This is a genomic window from Microbacterium sp. sgz311019, from assembly GCF_056135325.1.
The window spans coordinates 72720-88137 of the sequence record NZ_JBWAXO010000009.1 but is presented as its reverse complement, the minus strand read 5'-3'; the positions used below and the strand labels follow the sequence as shown (position 1 = coordinate 88137).

The following is a 15418-nucleotide window of genomic DNA, read 5'->3' as shown; positions in this document are numbered from 1 at the left end:
GCATGACGGACAAGGACTTCCCCGAGCCGGGCACCGGCGACGACGAGGTCCGTCCGAGCGACGAGGGGTCGGAGGCTCACGCCTCCGGCCCCCGCGCGCAGGACGGGTCCCCTGACGCCGACGCCTCGACGGATGACGAGCTGACGGTCGACGACATCCTCGGCACGACGCAGAACGTGGATGCCGCCGCCGAGGACGCGGCACTGGCCGACCTCGAGTCTGCTCTGCTCAACGACCTCAAGCGGCTGCAGGCCGAGTACGCGAACTACCGTCGCCGTACCGAGGAGCAGCGCGAGGTCGAGATCGCCCGCGCGCAGGGCGCGGTGGCCAAGGGCCTCCTGCCGGTGCTCGACGACCTCGACCGGGCCGAGAAGCACGGCGACCTCGACGACGGCAGCCCCTTCGCGGCCATCGCCGAGAAGCTGCGGGCGGTGGCGGAGCGCATGGGAATCTCCACGTACGGCGCCAGGGGAGATCTCTTCGACCCCCAGCAGCACGAGGCGATCTTCCAGCAGCCGACGCCGGGTGCGACCGAGACCACGATCCTCGAAGTCGTCGAGGTCGGTTACCGCCTCGGCGACGTCGAGCTGCGGCCGGCGAAGGTCGTCGTCGCGGTGCCCGCCGAGTAGGAGGCGCGATGGCCAGCCAGGACTGGTTCGACAAGGACTTCTACGCGGTCCTCGGCGTCTCGAAGGACGTCGACGCGACAGAGCTGAAGAAGACGTACCGCAAGCTCGCGCGCACGTATCACCCGGACTCCAATCCGGGTGATGCGGCTGCCGAGGCGAAGTTCAAGGAGATCAGCGAGGCGTACTCCGTGCTGTCGGATGCCGAGCAGCGCGCGGAGTACGACCAGATCCGTGCCATGGGCTCCGGTGCCCGCTTCCAGGCGGGCGGTCCGGGGGCCGGCGGCTTCGAGGACGTCTTCAGCATGTTCGGCCAGGGCCGTGGCGGTTCGCGCTACCAGACGGCGGGCGACTTCGACGACATCTTCTCGATGTTCAACCAGCAGGGCGGCGGCTTCGGCACGGGCCGGTTCGGGCAGCCGACAGGCGGCTACCGCGGCTTCGGCGGTCCCACGAAGGGCGCGGACGTCACGGCCCGCACCACGATCGACTTCGTCACCGCCACCAAGGGCGAGACCATCACGCTGCAGGGCGAGGACGGCAAGCCGTTCAAGGTGAAGATCCCGGCCGGCATCGCCGACGGCCAGAAGGTGCGGCTACGTGGCCGGGGCCGACCGTCGGCCGACGGCGGCGAGAACGGCGACATCGTCGTGCTCGTCACGGTGCGCCCGCATCCGGTCTTCACCCGCGAGGGACTGAACCTCCGCGTGCACGTGCCGGTGACCTTCACCGAGGCTGCGCTGGGCGCGACGATCGAGGTGCCCACGCTGGGGGGCGATCCCGTGCGGCTCCGTGTCGCGCCGGGCACGCCCTCCGGACGCGTTCTGCGGGTCAAGGGTCGCGGCGTCTCGACGTCGAAGGGCACCGGCGACCTGCTCGCCGAGGTCCAGGTTGCGGTGCCCTCCCACCTCGACGACGCCGCACGCGAGGCCCTCGAGCGCTTCCAGGCGCTCGAGCCGAAGGAGAACCCGCGCGCCGAGCTCATGGCGAAGGCGCGCGGCTAGATGATGGGGACGCCCGCTCGACGGATCTGAGGAGGTGAGGGCGTGGCAGATCGACACGAGATCGACGAGGATGCGCCGATCTTCGCGATCGCGGCGGCCGCCGAGCTGTCAGGGATGCATCCGCAGACCCTCCGCCAGTACGACCGACTCGGGCTCGTCGTCCCCGCACGCACCCAGGGCGGCTCGCGCCGCTACTCCCTGCGACACGTCGCGAAGCTGCGCGAGGTCGCGCGGATGTCGGCCGACGGCATGAGCCTGCCCGCCATCGTCCGCATCCTCGAGCTCGAGGAGCGGGTGCGCGAACTGCACGGCCGCGTCCAGCTCCTCGAGCAGCGGGTGCAGATCGAACTCGAGAACCGTCCCGGTGCCCGCGTGTTCGCGGCCGAGGCCAGCGGATCGGTGATCCGGCTGAAGTCCGGCACGCGCGTGCGCCGCACGCGCGACGTCGTCCTCTGGCAGAAGCCGCGCGGCGAACTGGGCCGGGGAACGGATGCCGCGGCATCCGACGACTGATCCGTCGACGGACCGAGCAGGCCGCCGAGGAGTCGGTCAGCCCTGGTGCAGGATCTCGCAGTCGGCGCCCGGCGAGAGCACGCCCTCGTGTCCGTCGTCGTAGCGGATGACGAGGAGCTGATCGTCATCCGTCCCGCGGATCTCGACCACCTCGCCGAGGTGGTCCGCCATCCCGACCGCCCTGCCGTGCACACGGATGCGGTCACCCACCGTCGCTCGCATCTCGGACTCCCTCCGCTTCGTCGCTGAGTCTGCTGTCCCTCCACGGTACGGCGCAGCTCCGGGGAATGACAGGGCCCTTGGTCACTTGCGCCGAGCGGCGACGAATGCCTGCCAGTCTCCGTGGGACACGTCGGCGTACGCGTTCGCCCATGACACGATCGCGTCGGCGACGACGCGGCCCTTTCCGATGTAGCCTGCGACGCGGGCTGCATTCGCCGTCTGCCCGTGCGCGCGCGCCAGCGTGATCGCGCAGGCCTCGCCGAAACGGGTGAAGGGCCCGTCCGCCAGCCTCTCGACGTCGATGCCGCCCTTCATGTCGCGGAACTGCCGAACGTAGTACTCGCCGTTCTCGTCCTTCGAGTGTCCGAGGAAAGGGTCCGAGATCGCCTGCAGCACGCGCTGCATCCCGACGACCCGTCCGCCCTCCCCGTGGCGCTCGATGTGCTCGATCGCGGCGGCGGGCTGCGTCGCGCGGCCGTAGCGGATGAGGACGCTCTCCTGTGCCTCCTTGGTCTGCAGCAGCAGCGCGTTGCCGTCGCCGTCCTCGAGGACTGTGATGTAGCAGCGGGTGCCGACGCTGCCGACGCCGACGGCGCGGAAGGCGGTGTCCGAGGCCGTGTAGTGCAGCAGCAGCATCTGGATGTCGACGTTCGCACTGCGTGCGTAGGCGCGCAGTCGGGCCTCGGCATCCGCTTCCAGCGCGGCATCGAGGTGGAACATCGCGGGCGGACGGATGACGAACCTCAGACGCCCGTCGGGCCCCGGCTCGGTCATCCGGCGCACGGCCTGGTCACCGGTCCGCTTGCGTGCAGAGCGCATGGCGCGCAGCAGCACGTCGCGAGAGGATCTCGCGATCGCGTGCACCGATGCCTTGGCGTCGAAGTGCGTCCAGTAGCGATCGAGCGGGCTCATGCGCGCCGCCCGCGCGATGCGTCTGCTGTAGGCATCCACGGCGCTGCGGGCGGCGATCTCGATGACCGCGTCCTTCCGGCCTGTGGCTCTGCCCGCGATGACGATGCTCGTGACGAGCCGTTTCACGTCCCACTCCCACGGCGCCCAGGCGGCCTCGTCGAAGTCGTTGAGGTCGAACAGCAGCGTGCGCTGCGGGGAGGCATAGAACCCGAAGTTGGCGAGATGCGCGTCGCCGCATGATCCGACCGAGATCCCCGTCCGCGCATCGCGGGCGAGGTCGGCCGCCATGATGGCGGCTGTGCCGCGGTAGAAGGCGAAGGGGCTCGCGGCCATCCGCTCGGCTCGGAGGGGCAGCACCTGCTCGACGCGGGTCGACTCCTGCTCCTGGAGGATCCCGAGGGGATCGCGCCCCGACGTCCTCAGCTGCGCCAGGTCGCCGCGAGGGGTCCGCTGTCGTTCGGCTCTGCCGGCGGCGAGGCGTTGCGCAAGGGAGGGGATCGCCGGTCGGGCGGATTCCGCGTCGGTCATGGGCGTCATCCTTGCACCAGCATCCGATGCATCGGCCATGCCCTGGCCGAGAGTCTGTCCGCACGCGCTGTGTCGGAAGGGGTACGGCGGAGGCCCGCATCCCTCGTTTATGATCTCCTGAAGGTGCGCCCCCTGAACGCGCCGATGCAGACGTCCCGGCCGCTCGGAGGACATATGCCCGAGACCGCCGCATCCCCGACGGAGAACGAGGATGCCGCACCGCACGAGCGTGCGGCATCGGCGGTCTTCTCGGCGCCCGCCTTCGGCAGCCTGCGCTCGCGTGAGGCGCTGGCCTTGGTCGTCGGCGCAGCCGCGTTCGTCGGCGCCATGCTCGTCTGCATCCCCGCGTTCCACCTCGCCCCCGTGCCGATCTCCGGACGCGGCTCTCTCGGCCAGTTCGTGGCGCTCGCCTCGGGGATCGTCGCCGTCCTGTCCTTCGTCTTCGGGCGGTTCGTCGTCCGCGACCGCCGTCGGCGCATCGGCGTGCTCGACACCATCGACGTCGTGGCCATCGCGGTCGCGCTGGGTGTCATCGCGGTCCTGACCTGGACGCTGCTGGCGAATCTCCTCTCGCACGCATTCATCGGCGCCGACGTCTTCGCCGTCCCCGCGCTCGTGCTCGCGGGCGTCTCGGCGGCCCTCACCGCGTACGCCGCATGCGTCGCGGCGACCGAGCTCGACCTGCAGCTGCTGGCATTCATCCTCGCGATGTTCCTCGTCGAGGGGGTTCTCGCCGCCACGCTGACCGCGTCCGACAAGGACTGGTGGAAGGAGAACCTCAGCGCGCTCGGCATGACCGACGACATCTCCTCGCTGGCCTTCAACAGCACGCTGATCCTTGCCGGCGTCATCGTCACCACGTTGTCTCGGCACGCGACGCGCGGCATCGAGACGCCGTCGCGGGCGGCCCGGCGGTGGGTCCGCGGGCTCCTCATCGCGATCGGCGTGTTCCTCGCGTGCGTCGGCATCTTCCCCGTCGACCGGTTCTTCACCGTCCACAACACGGCCGCGACCGGGATGGCGGTCGCCTACTGCGCGCTCGTCGTCGGGCTGCGGTTCTGGATCCCCGGACTGCAGCGCGCGTTCATCTACCTCGGCTGGGTCTTCCTCGCCGTGATCGTGGTGCTCGGCGTGTTCTTCGCGATCGGCTACTACACGCTCACGGCCGTCGAGCTCGTCGCCGCGATGCTGATCTTCTCGTGGATCATCCTGTTCCTGCGCAATGTCTCCGCATTGCAGAAGGACACGCGCGCGACGGCCTGAGCGGCGACCTACTTCTCCACGCCGCGGTGCGCGCGGAAAAGCTCCCAGTCGGCGCGCGACAGCTCGGCGTAGGCGTTCGCCCACTCGAGGATCGCCTCGCCGACCATCTTGCCGCCTCCGATGTAGCCCGACACCGTCGCCGCGGTCGGCGACTGTCCGTGTGCCCGTGCCAGCGTCGCGGCGCAGGCCATGGCGTACCAGTTGAACGCGGAGTCCTCGAGGCTGTCGACGTCGAAGCCGCCCTTCTTGTCATGGAACTGGCGGACGTAGAACGCGCGCCGCCCCGCGCCGTCGAGCGTCGGGCCGAGAATGTGGCCGAGGAACGGATCCGACACCGCCTGCAGGATGCGCTGCATCGCCACCACACGCGCCCCGTTGCCGTTGTCGTCGATATAGCGCTGCACCCCCTCGGGCTGCTGCACCTTGCCGTACTTGATCAGCACGCTGTCCTCGGCCTCCTTGGCCTGAAGCAGCAGCACGTTGCCGTCGCCGTCCTGCATCGAGATGATGTAGCACCGCGTCCCGACGCTGCCCACCCCCACCACGCGCAGCGCGACATCGGAGGGCACGTACTTCTGCAGGAGCACGCGGATGTCGATGTTCGTCGTCAGCATGTACTCCTGCACGAGCCGACGCACCTGAGCCTCGCGCGCTGCGTCGATGTGGGCCATGGTCGGCGTGGACTCGACGAAGACGAGCCGGCCGTCCGGGCCTGTGGTGGTGAGCTTGCGGGCGGCCCGCTCTCCGGTGCGCTTGTCGGCATCCTTGATGGCGTTCTCGATCGCCGCGCGCGTCTCGGTGTCGTCTGCGCGCGCCGAGGCCTCGGCATCGAACCGGTCGTAGTACCGCCCGAGAGGCGTACGCTTGGCGCCGCTGGCGAGGGATCGGGCGTACGTCCGCACGGCGCCCAGAGCTGCGTCCTTGATCACCTTCTCGCTGCGTGACACGGCCTGCCCCGCGATGACGATGCTCGTGACGAGGCGCTTCACGTCCCAGTCCCAGGGCGCCCAGGCGGCCTCGTCGAAGTCGTTGAGGTCGAACACGAGCGTGCGCTGCGGGGATGCGTACAGCCCGAAGTTCGCCACGTGCGCATCGCCGCACGACCCGACGAGCAGACGGTCGTCGGAGGACCGGGCGAGGTCCGCGGCCATGAGTGCGGCCGTCCCGCGGTAGAAGGCGAACGGGCTGGCTGCCATCCGCTCGGTGCGGATCGGCACGAGCTCGGGCACGCGCACCGAGTCCTGCTCGTCGAGGATTCCCATCGGGTCGCGGCCGGTCGTGTCGAGCACGGCGAGCGATTCCCGACGCTCGATCGCGCGGATCGCACGGCCCTCGTCGAGGAGCTCCTGAAGTGAGGGCGGAGCCATCCAGTTCTCCGCCAGCGGTCGCACGACTGGTGTTGACATGGCCCCAGTGTGGCACTGCTCACGGATCACATCGAGAGCCCCACGTCGATCTCACCGTGACTTCGATAGCCTGACGCCGTGACCCGCGCCACGCCGCCGCCACCGCCCGCACCTGCCGGCATGCTCTCTCCGAGCCTGCGCACGTTGATCGGACTGTCGGCTGCGGTCGTCGTGCTCGCCGGCGTCTACGTCGCCCGCAGCCTCGTGGGGCCTCTTGCGCTGGCGATCGTGCTGGTCGTCATCTGCCAGCCTGTGCGGCGTCCGTTCGACCGGCAAGGCCGGCGGCGCTGGGTCGGCACGACGGCCGTCATCGTGGTCGCCTACCTCGTGCTGGTCGTGATGGGCCTGCTGCTGTGGGTGGCGGGCGTGCAGTTCGTCCACCTCGTCGGCCAGTACCTCACGACACTTCGCGCCTCGCTCGATGAGTTCCTCGCCTGGCTGCAGTCCGCAGGGCTCGATAAGAGGGCGACGGATGCCGCGGCATCCGTCCTGGATCCGAAGGCCGTCCTCAGCCTGGCTTCGAGCCTCGGGGGCACCGTCATCGCGACCGCGACGGCGCTGTTCTTCGTCGTCTCGTACGTGATCTTCATGGCGGCGGATGCGGCGCGCTATCGCGATGCGGAGCGCGTCTTCGGCCCCGGGCGTCGACCCGTGCTGGCGCGCATCGGTCGACTCAACCGCGGCATCCGCCGGTACTACGTCGTCAACGCGTCATTCGGCGCCGTCGTCGCGATCATCGACGGCCTCGCCCTCTGGGCGCTCGGCATCCCCGCGCCCATCGTCTGGGCTGTTCTCGCCTTCGTGACGAACTTCATCCCGAACATCGGGTTCGTCCTCGGGCTGATCCCCCCCGCGGTCCTCGCCTTCGTGGTCGGCGGCTGGCCGATGCTCCTCGCGGTGATCGCGATCTACTGCGTCGTGAACGTCGTGCTGCAGGTGCTCGTCCAGCCGAAGTTCGTGAGCGACGCCGTCGATCTCAGCCTCACGCTGAGCTTCTTCTCGGTCCTCTTCTGGACCTTCGTCCTCGGTCCGCTCGGCGCCATTCTGTCCATACCGCTGACGCTGTTCGTCCGGGCGCTCGTGCTCGAGGGCGACCCGGGCGCACTGTGGCTGCGATGGCTGTCCGGCGATCGATCCGCGGTACCTGCGCGCGGTACGCAGCCGTCAGACCCTTGACCCCTTCTCCCGCGCGAGATCCTTCGGCGTGATGAGCATCTCGCGCGCCTTCGTGACGACGAGCCATGCCGGCAGCACGATGATGCAGAGCATGGGCAGGACGGTGATATCGCCCACGATCGCCACCCCGACGAAGATCGCGATCCACCCGTCGCGGGAGATCGTGAGGACGACACCCAGCACGCCGCAGGCGATCGAGAGGCTGGCGGGCAGCCCGGGAAGCAACGCGTGCCCGAGAAGCCCCGCCGTGACCCCGATGAACACCGCCGGGAAGATCCGGCCGCCGCGGAAGCCGGCGGATGCGGCGACGACGAGTGCAAGCAGTTTCACCACGAGGAACAGCGTCAGCTGCCCGGTGCTGTATGCGGAGGGGTCCTTCAGCAGCTCGTCACTCTGTTCGAGGCCTTTGAAGAGGGTGAGCGGGCCGCCGAGCATGCCGAGCAGTCCCAGCACGATGCCGCCGGCGGTGATGAAGAGCAGGGGGTGACGCAGCGCATGGAACAGGCGGTGGGCGAGCGGGAAGAGGTACACGGCGATGAGCCCGATCGCCGCGGAAGCGCAGGCGACGACCGAGCCCGTGAGCAGATCGAAGGGCTGAGGCGCACCGTAGGGCGTGCCGGTGTAGGCGGCGCCGAAGCTGTCACCGAGCAGGTAGGTGGTCACCGAACCGGCGCCGGCGGCGACGAGCGGTAGGAAGAGGCGATCCCACAGCGATCCTCCCATCTTGAATCCTGCGGCCATCCCCGTGAACACCAGCGCGGCGGCCACAGGCGTCCCGAAGAGCGCACCGATCGTGCCGGAGGCGGCCATCGCGGCGATGATCGGGGTCGGTGCTGCCTTCGCGAGCCGCGCCGCGAATGCGACCGCCAGGGCGATGTTGATGGCGACGATCGGGTTCTCAGGCCCGAGGCTGACGCCGCCCGCCAGCGACAGGATGACCGCGAGCAGCAGCCCGGGCAGCACGCGGAGCTTCAGCGGTGGGGCGACGAGCTCGGTCGTGGCCGAGTCGGGGCCGGCGTGACCCGGCATGAGCCAGACGACGAGGCCCACTGCGATGCCCGTCACGGTGAGGACGAGGAAGATCCACCATGGCGCGTCGCCGCTGATCCCGAAGGCGGCCGGAGCGTTCGTCCACAGCACATCGTGCAGCAGACCCGCGACCCGGTCGACGAACGCGAGCGCGAGCGCGGAGATGACGCCGATCAGCAGTGCGGGAATCGACATCAGAAGGAGCTGACGGATGCTGAGCGCGGGCGGCGGTGCGGTGGCTTCGGCGGTCATGACTGAAAGATACCGGCCTGTCGTTGCACCCGATCAGGACGTTCGCGAGCGGCGCGCCCGCCGGTCCAGCCGGCGCGCCTGCGCCAGAATTCGGCTGTGGATGAGCGGATCTGGCACGAGCACACGGAGCGGCTGCTGACGGTTGCCAGCCTCGCCTACCTCGTCGCCTATTCATGGCGGGTGATCGCCGATCTCACCGGCGTCGCTTTCTTGGTCGCGACCGTGGTGATCCTCGTCACGTGGGCGATGTTCATCGCGGACTACGTCGTGCGGCTCGTCCTCGCGAGGAATCGCGCCAGGTGGTTTCGGAACCATCTGGCCGCGCTCGCGTTCGCGCTGATCCCGGTCCTCCGGCTGGTGGGGCTCCTGCGGGTGCTCACGCATTTTCCGGGGATGAGGACGACCGCGGGAAACGTGCTGCGCACACAGCTCCTCGTCTACGGAGCGGGCGCCTCGCTGATCCTCATCTACGTCGCATCCCTCGCGGTTCTGGAGGCCGAGCGTCCGGCCGCCGGCGCGAACATCACGACGTTCGACGTCGCGCTGTGGTGGTCCGTGGTGACCGTCACGACCACGGGGTACGGGGACTACACACCGATCACGAGTGCCGGCCGATGGGTTGCGGTCGGGCTGATGCTCGGAGGGGTGGCGCTGGCCGGCGTCATCACCGCGACGTTGGCGTCGTGGGTGTTCGACCGAGCGTCACGCAACAATGAGGATGCCGAGCCGGCGACGCGCGCGCAGGTGCGCATCCTCACCGAGAAGGTGGATGCGCTTACCGCGCGCGGCGGCGGCAGCGCGGGCTCAGACGAGGGGCACAGCGCCCCCGACGTCGCCGAGCCGCGCGACGATGAGGACAGTGACGACGGCACGTGAGCGATCGGGAGAACGATGAAGGCCGCGCCCCACGGGGCGCGGCCTTCATCGTCGATCCGATCAGGACAGGAGCTTCGCCTTCGCGGCGCTGAACTCCTCATCCGACAGGATGCCCTGCGAGTGCAGAGTGGCGAGCTGACTGAGCTGCGCCATCATGTCGTCGCCGGCAGACGGCGCCGCAGCGGCGGGTGCCGGAGCGGCCTGCGCCTGGGCTGCCTGCGCGTTGGCGACGGCCTGAGCCGCTGCCTGGTTCATCGCATCCTGCTGCGCCTGGGCCTCGGCGGCCTGTTGCTGCTGTGCGTTGTACGCCTTCTCCTGCTGGTGACGCGAGACGCTGCCGGAGACGGCGGTCGCGGTGCCCGCGACGACCGCGGTGCGTGCCGCCATGCCGATGAGGCCGGGGCGTCCCATTCTTCCGAGGGGCATGATCTTCTCCTTTACTCGGCGTTCTCTGCGAGGAACGCATTCACGACGGGGGCGGGGATGCCTTCGCGCGCGATGACCGCGCCGCCGGCCTCCCACAGCCGTGAGGCGAAGGCCTTCGCCCACAGCAGCTCGACGACGAGGATCGCGGCGGACTTGCCGGGCTCGAGACCCTCCGCGAGGTAGAGGATGTCGTCCTGACCGGCGAGGCCGGCCAGGTCGAGGGCGGGAGCGCCACCGTCGTCGATCGTGTCGGACAGCTCGAGCACCTCGAGCTCGCCGTCCGGCGAGCGGCGGGCGAACACGAGGTCGAGCAGGTTCACGGTGCCGGCGGCGACGAGGTCGTCGATGGCCTGCAGCACCGCGGGACCGGGCCGGTCGCCGTCGAAGCCGATCGCGTAGAACTCGATGGGGCCGTAGTCGAAATCGGTCATTTCTTCTCCTGTCTCTCCTGTTCGGTTTCGCGTCAGGACGCGAGTGCCTTGGCCTTGAGCGAGTCGAACTCGGCCTGCGTGATGGCGCCCGAGTCGAGGAGGGTCTTCGCCTTCGCGATGTCGTCCGCGGCACTCGAGGAACCGGCCGTCTGTCGGATGTACTCCGCCTGCGCAGCCTGCATCTCCTGCGCCTGAGCCATCGCGCGCTTCTGCATGCTGCCGCCGCGAGCGATCAGGTAGACCAGCGCCGTGAGGAACGGCAGGAAGATCAGGAAGATGATCCACACGGCCTTCCACCATCCGCTGAGAGTGTGATCGCGGAACAGGTCGCCGATGATCGAGAAGATCACCATCAGATACGCCACGAAGACGAACACCCAGAAGACCCAGACGATGAAGTCCCCGAAACTACCACCCATAAGCAACACCAATCGTAGGGACGGGCAATTCGCCCATCCGACCCCGACAGACCGCGGATATGCGGACCCTGCGAGGGTGACACTACTACTTCGCCGTGGCGCGGAGAGGAAATGAACACAGGAAGATGGCGTGAACGCACCCGGGAGTGCATCATGTCCCCATGAGCGACGAACCGGGATCATCCGCGCAGGCCGATGCATCCATCGCGGAGCCGTTGACGACGATTCCGGAAGAGCGTCCGCGACGCCTCGGGCACATCCTCGCCGGGATCGATCACCCGGCAGCGGCGGGCTTCCTCGCCACGATCGGCGTGCTCGGCGCGCTCGTGGTCGGATTCGCGATCGCCTCGATCACGACGATCCTCATCTACATCGTCCTGGGCATGTTCCTCGCGCTCGGACTCGATCCGATCGTGCGGCTGCTCGAGCGCCACCGCGTGAAGCGCAGCCTGGGCATCGCGATCGTCTTCTGCGCCTTCGCGCTCGTGATGGTCCTGTTCTTCGTCTTCATGCTCCCTCCGGTCGTGGCGCAGGTCATAGAGCTGATCCGTGCGATCCCATCCGCGGTGGAGCAGATCCCGCACACGGACTGGTTCGCCCAGCTCTCACCGGACGTCCAGGCGTCGGTGCACGCGGCCCTCGAGCAGGTCTCGGCGTGGATATCGGCACCTTCGACGCTGGCCGCCTTCGGCGGAGGGGTGCTGCACGTGGGTCTCAGCTTCGTCTCGGCGATCTCGGCGAGCTTCATCGTCATCGCCCTCACTCTGTATTTCCTGGCATCCCTCTCAGCGGCGAAGAGGGCGCTGTACTCCCTCGCGCCGGCCCGCAACCGCCTGCGTCTGGAGGACCTCACCGAACGCGTCACGGGCTCCGTGGGAAGTGCGCTCATCGGCTCCGTCATCCTCTCGTCGCTGAACGCCGCCGCCGTGTTCGTGCTGCACGTGCTGATCCATCTGCCCTACCCGGCGCTCATGGCGGTGATCGCCTTCGTGATCACGCTCATCCCGCTGTTCGGCTCGGTCATCTTCCTGGTGTTCGCGACCTTCATCGCGCTGTTCTCCAGCCCCACGCAGGCCCTGATCTTCCTGATCGCGTACCTGGTCTACATCCAGCTCGAGTCGTATGTCATCAGTCCGCGTGTCATGAACCGCGCGATCGAGATCCCCGCGGCGCTCGTGCTGATCGGAGCCCTCGCGGGCGGTGCGCTCGCGGGCGTGCTCGGGGTGCTCGTGGCCCTCCCGCTGATGGCGTCGCTGCTGCTGATCATCCGGGAGGTCGTCGTCCCGCGTCAGGACCTCAAGGTCTGACGGCCACTGCTCTCAGAGCCGCTGGATGCCGAGGTAGATCACGAGGAGCCCCACGAGCACGAGGAGCACGCTCGCGATGAGGTTCCCGTGGGTGACGAGCCACTCGCGTGCGGCGGTGAGCGGCCGCTCGGCCCGCTTCGGCGCGGCGACGGCGGCGAGGATCGGAATGGCGACGGTGGATGCGCCGATGACGGTGTAGACCACGAGGGCGAGCACCGCGTTCCTGGGCGAGCCGGCGTCCGCGTGCAGTGAGAGGCCGGCGGCGATCGCGAGCAGAAGCGCCTTCGGGCGGATGTTGAGCAGCAGCGCGACGCCGAACGACGAACGCGGCCCCAGCTTCTCGACGGAGCGAAACCATGCCGGCTCGGCGTACACCCCCGGCGTCGCAGACGGTGGATGCGCGCTCGCATTCAGCGCGGCGCTCGCATTCACCGCGGCCGTCGCATCCGCGTTGGCAGACGTCTCAGCGCCCAAGGCACCCGCGCGCTCTACCTCATGCTCCGTCGCGACCGGTTCGGCGGCCGGAGCATTGTTTCCGCGCCCGCGCCCGCGGAAGAAGGACCATGCGGCGACGCCGGTGAGCAGGACCCCGACGACGATCTCGATGATGCCGATGACCCGGTCGCTCTGCTTCACATGCGGTGAGGCGGGAACATACTGGGCGGCCAGCGCCGCCAGGCCTGCGAGGAAGAAGATCCCGCAGATGAGGCCGATCAGGTAGGGGATCGCCGATCGCGACCGGGCCGGCGAGAGCACGATGACCAATGCCGCGAGGATGGGCACGGTGCTGAACGCCACAGCGAGGCCGAGCGGTATCAGGTGCACAAAGACCACGCGCACCCCCACTCGATCGTTCGTAGCGCCCGCTCCCGAGCCCAGCGCCGCACAGTTCACACTATGGGATGCGACCCGCATCCGGAGTCGGCGAGACAGGGCGCGGATACGTGTCGCGTCGGTGTCGGTCCGTGGCCGGCAACGATTGATGTGCGCGTGCCCGCGCCGCTACGCTGGGGCCGATTCGTCAGGCCGCAGGGACAACGGGGCATTGCCGATTCGGGTGCGGCGGAATGCGTGCGGCATCCGGAATGCGCAATGGGGGCGCTTGTATGCGCAATTCCGTTCCATTCCACGGTCGGACCACGAGGAATCGGGGGAATGCGACATGGCTTCAGACGATCTGACCTTGGTGGTCGGCACTTACGACGACGCGGGCACGGCAGTGTCCGATTCGGAATCGCTGAAGAGCGGTCAGGATGCGGGCGGCTACAGCCTCCACGGGCTCGTTGTGCTGACTCGCGATGCGAAAGGCGAGGTGCGCCTCCAGGAGCACGATGCATCCGTCGGCCACGGCGCGACCGCCGGCGCCGGCGTCGGCATCGTCGTCGGGCTGTTCGCGCCGCCCATGCTGGTGGCGACCCTGATCGGCGCCGCGGTCGGCGCCGGGATCGGCAAGCTCAGGAAGCGGCACGAGGAGAAGAAGCTCGGGGTCGACGTCGACGAGTACCTGCCGCCGGGGACCTCGGCTGTCATCGCCGTCGTCACTGCGGAGTCCGCGGACACGGCCGAGGCGACCCTCGTGAAGGCGGACAAGCACATCAGCAGGCCGGTCGCCGCCGAGGACTACGAAGCCTTGAAGGACCTCATGTCGAAAGCGTCGCGCGACGACACCGACGTCACCGCGGACGACTGAGAGGCGGGACTGTGTCGGACAAGGACGGCGCAGACTCCGGTCAGGACGCGGGCGGCGAGCAGGCAGCGGCCCCGCGAGCCACAGGCGGGGGCGGGGGGAACCGCAGCTACTGGGTGCTCATGGGCTACGCCGTCCTGTTCGGAGTCGCCGGCGGACTCTTCTCACTGGTCTTCATGTGGTTACTCCACCTCGGCGAGAGCTGGTACGCGTACACGAGCCCCGGATGGATGGGCGGGCAATGGTGGTGGATCGCCCTGACCGCGGCGGCCGGCGTCGTCGTCGGTCTGCTGCGGATGCTCACCCGACTGCCGGAGAAGACGCCCGGCCTGATCGCCGACATCCAGGAGGCGAAGGTCGAGCCGAGGCTGATCCCGGGCGTCCTCCTGGTGTCCGCGGCCTCGCTGATGGGGGGTGCGAGCGTAGGCCCGGAGAAGGCGCTGGGCACCTTCGGCGGAGGACTCGGGCGTGGCCTGGCCACGCGCGCTCGATTGACCGATGACGACGCCGCGGCCGCCACTCTGAGCGGCATGGGCGGCGCGTACGGCGGGCTGTTCTCGAGCCCGCTGATCGTCGTCATGCTGTTCCTGGAGATCGTCCGTGCCGGTGGCGCCAGATTCACCAAGATCCTCGTGTCCACGGTCCTGTCGTCGAGCATCAGCTTCGGCATCTACTTCGCGATCGCGGGTGCGGTCTTCCTCGGTCTCTACGCGGTTCCGGCGTTCGCCTACCAGGACTGGTACCTGATCGCCGCGGTCGGGATGGGTCTCCTCGCGGCAATCGTCAGCTCTGTCTTCGGTGTCATCGTGACGCTCTGCGGCGCGCTGTTCAACCGACTGCGGCTGCCGTCGCTTGTGAAATCGACGATCGGCGGGGCGCTGTTCGGGCTCATCGGTGTCGTGCTTCCGCTGACGATGATGACCGGCAACGACCAGCTGGGCGTCGTGCTCGCGCAGGGACCCACCCTCGGGATCGGCCTCCTGATCGTGCTCGTGATCGCGAAGATGGTGACCATGGGGGTGAGCCTCGGAAGCGGATTCGTCGGCGGCCCGATCCTCCCCTCGCTCTTCGTCGGAGGAACGGCCGGCGTGGCACTGCATCTCGCTCTGCCCGTGCTGCCGCTCGGCCTGACATTCGCCTGCATGCTGGCATCCGTCGTCGGCGGCTTCGTCTCGGCCCCGTTCGCGATGGTGCTCTTCGCGGCGTTCACGACACAGATGGGCGCCCTGAACACCGCGCCTGTCCTGGTCTCGGTCGTCACGTCGTATCTGGTCGTGCAGGCCGTGCTGCGCCTCATCGCCGCCCGTCGCGAGAAGCGCACGAAGACGGCTGCCTAGCGCC

17 protein-coding genes are annotated in these 15418 nt (G+C 68.9%); 9 read left to right on the top strand and 8 right to left on the bottom strand.

Going from position 1 to position 15418, the window contains the following annotated elements; genetic code table 11:
• The first annotated feature begins 2 nt into the window (after positions 1-2).
• Genes AC0NZN_RS14835 through AC0NZN_RS14825 form a run of 3 tightly spaced genes read left to right on the top strand, consistent with a single transcriptional unit; the run spans position 3 to position 2143 of the window.
• Positions 3-629, top strand: coding sequence for a nucleotide exchange factor GrpE (locus AC0NZN_RS14835; RefSeq protein WP_474593087.1), 627 nt, complete (start codon positions 3-5; stop codon positions 627-629).
• Between the two features lie 8 nt (positions 630-637).
• A complete protein-coding gene (locus tag AC0NZN_RS14830) occupies positions 638-1630 on the top strand; it encodes a DnaJ C-terminal domain-containing protein (protein WP_474593086.1) in 993 nt (330 codons plus the stop codon).
• A 42-nt stretch (positions 1631-1672) separates the two neighbouring features.
• Positions 1673-2143 carry a heat shock protein transcriptional repressor HspR gene (locus tag AC0NZN_RS14825; protein ID WP_474593085.1) on the top strand — a complete coding sequence of 157 codons (471 nt, stop codon included), beginning with the start codon at positions 1673-1675 and terminating at the stop codon, positions 2141-2143.
• A 36-nt stretch (positions 2144-2179) separates the two neighbouring features.
• On the opposite strand, the gene AC0NZN_RS14820 is transcribed toward AC0NZN_RS14825, so the two are convergent.
• Positions 2180-2365 (bottom strand): DUF1918 domain-containing protein, encoded by a 186-nt coding sequence (locus tag AC0NZN_RS14820; protein WP_320942850.1) that lies wholly within the window; start codon positions 2363-2365, stop codon positions 2180-2182.
• An 81-nt stretch (positions 2366-2446) separates the two neighbouring features.
• Positions 2447-3805 (bottom strand): DUF2252 domain-containing protein, encoded by a 1359-nt coding sequence (locus tag AC0NZN_RS14815; protein WP_474593084.1) that lies wholly within the window; start codon positions 3803-3805, stop codon positions 2447-2449.
• A 174-nt stretch (positions 3806-3979) separates the two neighbouring features.
• Here AC0NZN_RS14815 and AC0NZN_RS14810 point away from each other — a divergent pair, with 174 nt between their 5' ends.
• Entirely contained in the window at positions 3980-5068 is a 1089-nt protein-coding gene (locus AC0NZN_RS14810; RefSeq protein ID WP_474593083.1) for a DUF998 domain-containing protein, read from the top strand.
• An 8-nt stretch (positions 5069-5076) separates the two neighbouring features.
• Here the strand turns inward: AC0NZN_RS14810 and AC0NZN_RS14805 are convergent, their stop codons facing one another.
• A complete protein-coding gene (locus AC0NZN_RS14805; RefSeq protein WP_474593082.1) occupies positions 5077-6474 on the bottom strand; it encodes a DUF2252 domain-containing protein in 1398 nt (465 codons plus the stop codon).
• 78 nt (positions 6475-6552) lie between these two features.
• Between AC0NZN_RS14805 and AC0NZN_RS14800 the strand changes: the two genes are divergently transcribed.
• Positions 6553-7650: an AI-2E family transporter gene (locus tag AC0NZN_RS14800; protein WP_474593081.1), complete on the top strand. Its 1098-nt coding sequence runs from the start codon at positions 6553-6555 to the stop codon at positions 7648-7650.
• On the opposite strand, the gene AC0NZN_RS14795 is transcribed toward AC0NZN_RS14800, so the two are convergent.
• Complete coding sequence (locus AC0NZN_RS14795; protein ID WP_474593080.1) at positions 7639-8931, bottom strand: ion channel protein; 1293 nt, start codon at positions 8929-8931, stop codon at positions 7639-7641. The two genes, AC0NZN_RS14800 and AC0NZN_RS14795, sit on opposite strands and share 12 nt — an antisense overlap.
• Positions 8932-9027: 96 nt before the next feature.
• Here AC0NZN_RS14795 and AC0NZN_RS14790 point away from each other — a divergent pair, with 96 nt between their 5' ends.
• Entirely contained in the window at positions 9028-9807 is a 780-nt protein-coding gene (locus AC0NZN_RS14790; protein WP_474593079.1) for a potassium channel family protein, read from the top strand.
• 60 nt (positions 9808-9867) lie between these two features.
• Here the strand turns inward: AC0NZN_RS14790 and AC0NZN_RS14785 are convergent, their stop codons facing one another.
• From AC0NZN_RS14785 to AC0NZN_RS14775, 3 genes are read right to left on the bottom strand one after another with little or no spacing between them, the layout of a single operon-like run.
• Complete coding sequence (locus AC0NZN_RS14785) at positions 9868-10233, bottom strand: SHOCT domain-containing protein (protein ID WP_474593078.1); 366 nt, start codon at positions 10231-10233, stop codon at positions 9868-9870.
• 11 nt (positions 10234-10244) lie between these two features.
• Entirely contained in the window at positions 10245-10664 is a 420-nt protein-coding gene (locus tag AC0NZN_RS14780) for a DUF6325 family protein (RefSeq protein WP_474593077.1), read from the bottom strand.
• A 32-nt stretch (positions 10665-10696) separates the two neighbouring features.
• Positions 10697-11083: an SHOCT domain-containing protein gene (locus tag AC0NZN_RS14775; RefSeq protein ID WP_474593076.1), complete on the bottom strand. Its 387-nt coding sequence runs from the start codon at positions 11081-11083 to the stop codon at positions 10697-10699.
• A gap of 161 nt (positions 11084-11244) precedes the next feature.
• Here AC0NZN_RS14775 and AC0NZN_RS14770 point away from each other — a divergent pair, with 161 nt between their 5' ends.
• Complete coding sequence (locus AC0NZN_RS14770; RefSeq protein WP_474593075.1) at positions 11245-12390, top strand: AI-2E family transporter; 1146 nt, start codon at positions 11245-11247, stop codon at positions 12388-12390.
• A 12-nt stretch (positions 12391-12402) separates the two neighbouring features.
• Here the strand turns inward: AC0NZN_RS14770 and AC0NZN_RS14765 are convergent, their stop codons facing one another.
• Positions 12403-13230 carry a GAP family protein gene (locus tag AC0NZN_RS14765; RefSeq protein ID WP_474593074.1) on the bottom strand — a complete coding sequence of 276 codons (828 nt, stop codon included), beginning with the start codon at positions 13228-13230 and terminating at the stop codon, positions 12403-12405.
• 322 nt (positions 13231-13552) lie between these two features.
• On the opposite strand from AC0NZN_RS14765, the gene AC0NZN_RS14760 reads away from it, so the two are divergent.
• Together AC0NZN_RS14760 and AC0NZN_RS14755 are read left to right on the top strand one after the other, a co-directional pair.
• On the top strand, positions 13553-14080 hold the full coding sequence (locus AC0NZN_RS14760; RefSeq protein ID WP_474593073.1) for a DUF1269 domain-containing protein: 528 nt from the start codon (positions 13553-13555) through the stop codon (positions 14078-14080).
• A gap of 11 nt (positions 14081-14091) precedes the next feature.
• Positions 14092-15414 (top strand): chloride channel protein, encoded by a 1323-nt coding sequence (locus AC0NZN_RS14755; protein ID WP_474593072.1) that lies wholly within the window; start codon positions 14092-14094, stop codon positions 15412-15414.
• Positions 15415-15418 lie beyond the last annotated feature (4 nt).

Excerpts from the sequence above, each read along its gene's own strand:
- AC0NZN_RS14835 (WP_474593087.1), top strand. The coding sequence starts at position 3 with ATGACGGACAAGGACTTCCCCGAGCCGGGCACCGGCGACGACGAGGTC.
- AC0NZN_RS14830 (WP_474593086.1), top strand. The coding sequence starts at position 638 with ATGGCCAGCCAGGACTGGTTCGACAAGGACTTCTACGCGGTCCTCGGC.
- AC0NZN_RS14820 (WP_320942850.1), bottom strand. The coding sequence starts at position 2,365 with ATGCGAGCGACGGTGGGTGACCGCATCCGTGTGCACGGCAGGGCGGTC.
- AC0NZN_RS14815 (WP_474593084.1), bottom strand. The coding sequence starts at position 3,805 with ATGACCGACGCGGAATCCGCCCGACCGGCGATCCCCTCCCTTGCGCAA.
- AC0NZN_RS14810 (WP_474593083.1), top strand. The coding sequence starts at position 3,980 with ATGCCCGAGACCGCCGCATCCCCGACGGAGAACGAGGATGCCGCACCG.
- AC0NZN_RS14805 (WP_474593082.1), bottom strand. The coding sequence starts at position 6,474 with ATGTCAACACCAGTCGTGCGACCGCTGGCGGAGAACTGGATGGCTCCG.
- AC0NZN_RS14795 (WP_474593080.1), bottom strand. The coding sequence starts at position 8,931 with ATGACCGCCGAAGCCACCGCACCGCCGCCCGCGCTCAGCATCCGTCAG.
- AC0NZN_RS14785 (WP_474593078.1), bottom strand. The coding sequence starts at position 10,233 with ATGCCCCTCGGAAGAATGGGACGCCCCGGCCTCATCGGCATGGCGGCA.
- AC0NZN_RS14780 (WP_474593077.1), bottom strand. The coding sequence starts at position 10,664 with ATGACCGATTTCGACTACGGCCCCATCGAGTTCTACGCGATCGGCTTC.
- AC0NZN_RS14775 (WP_474593076.1), bottom strand. The coding sequence starts at position 11,083 with ATGGGTGGTAGTTTCGGGGACTTCATCGTCTGGGTCTTCTGGGTGTTC.
- AC0NZN_RS14770 (WP_474593075.1), top strand. The coding sequence starts at position 11,245 with ATGAGCGACGAACCGGGATCATCCGCGCAGGCCGATGCATCCATCGCG.
- AC0NZN_RS14760 (WP_474593073.1), top strand. The coding sequence starts at position 13,553 with ATGGCTTCAGACGATCTGACCTTGGTGGTCGGCACTTACGACGACGCG.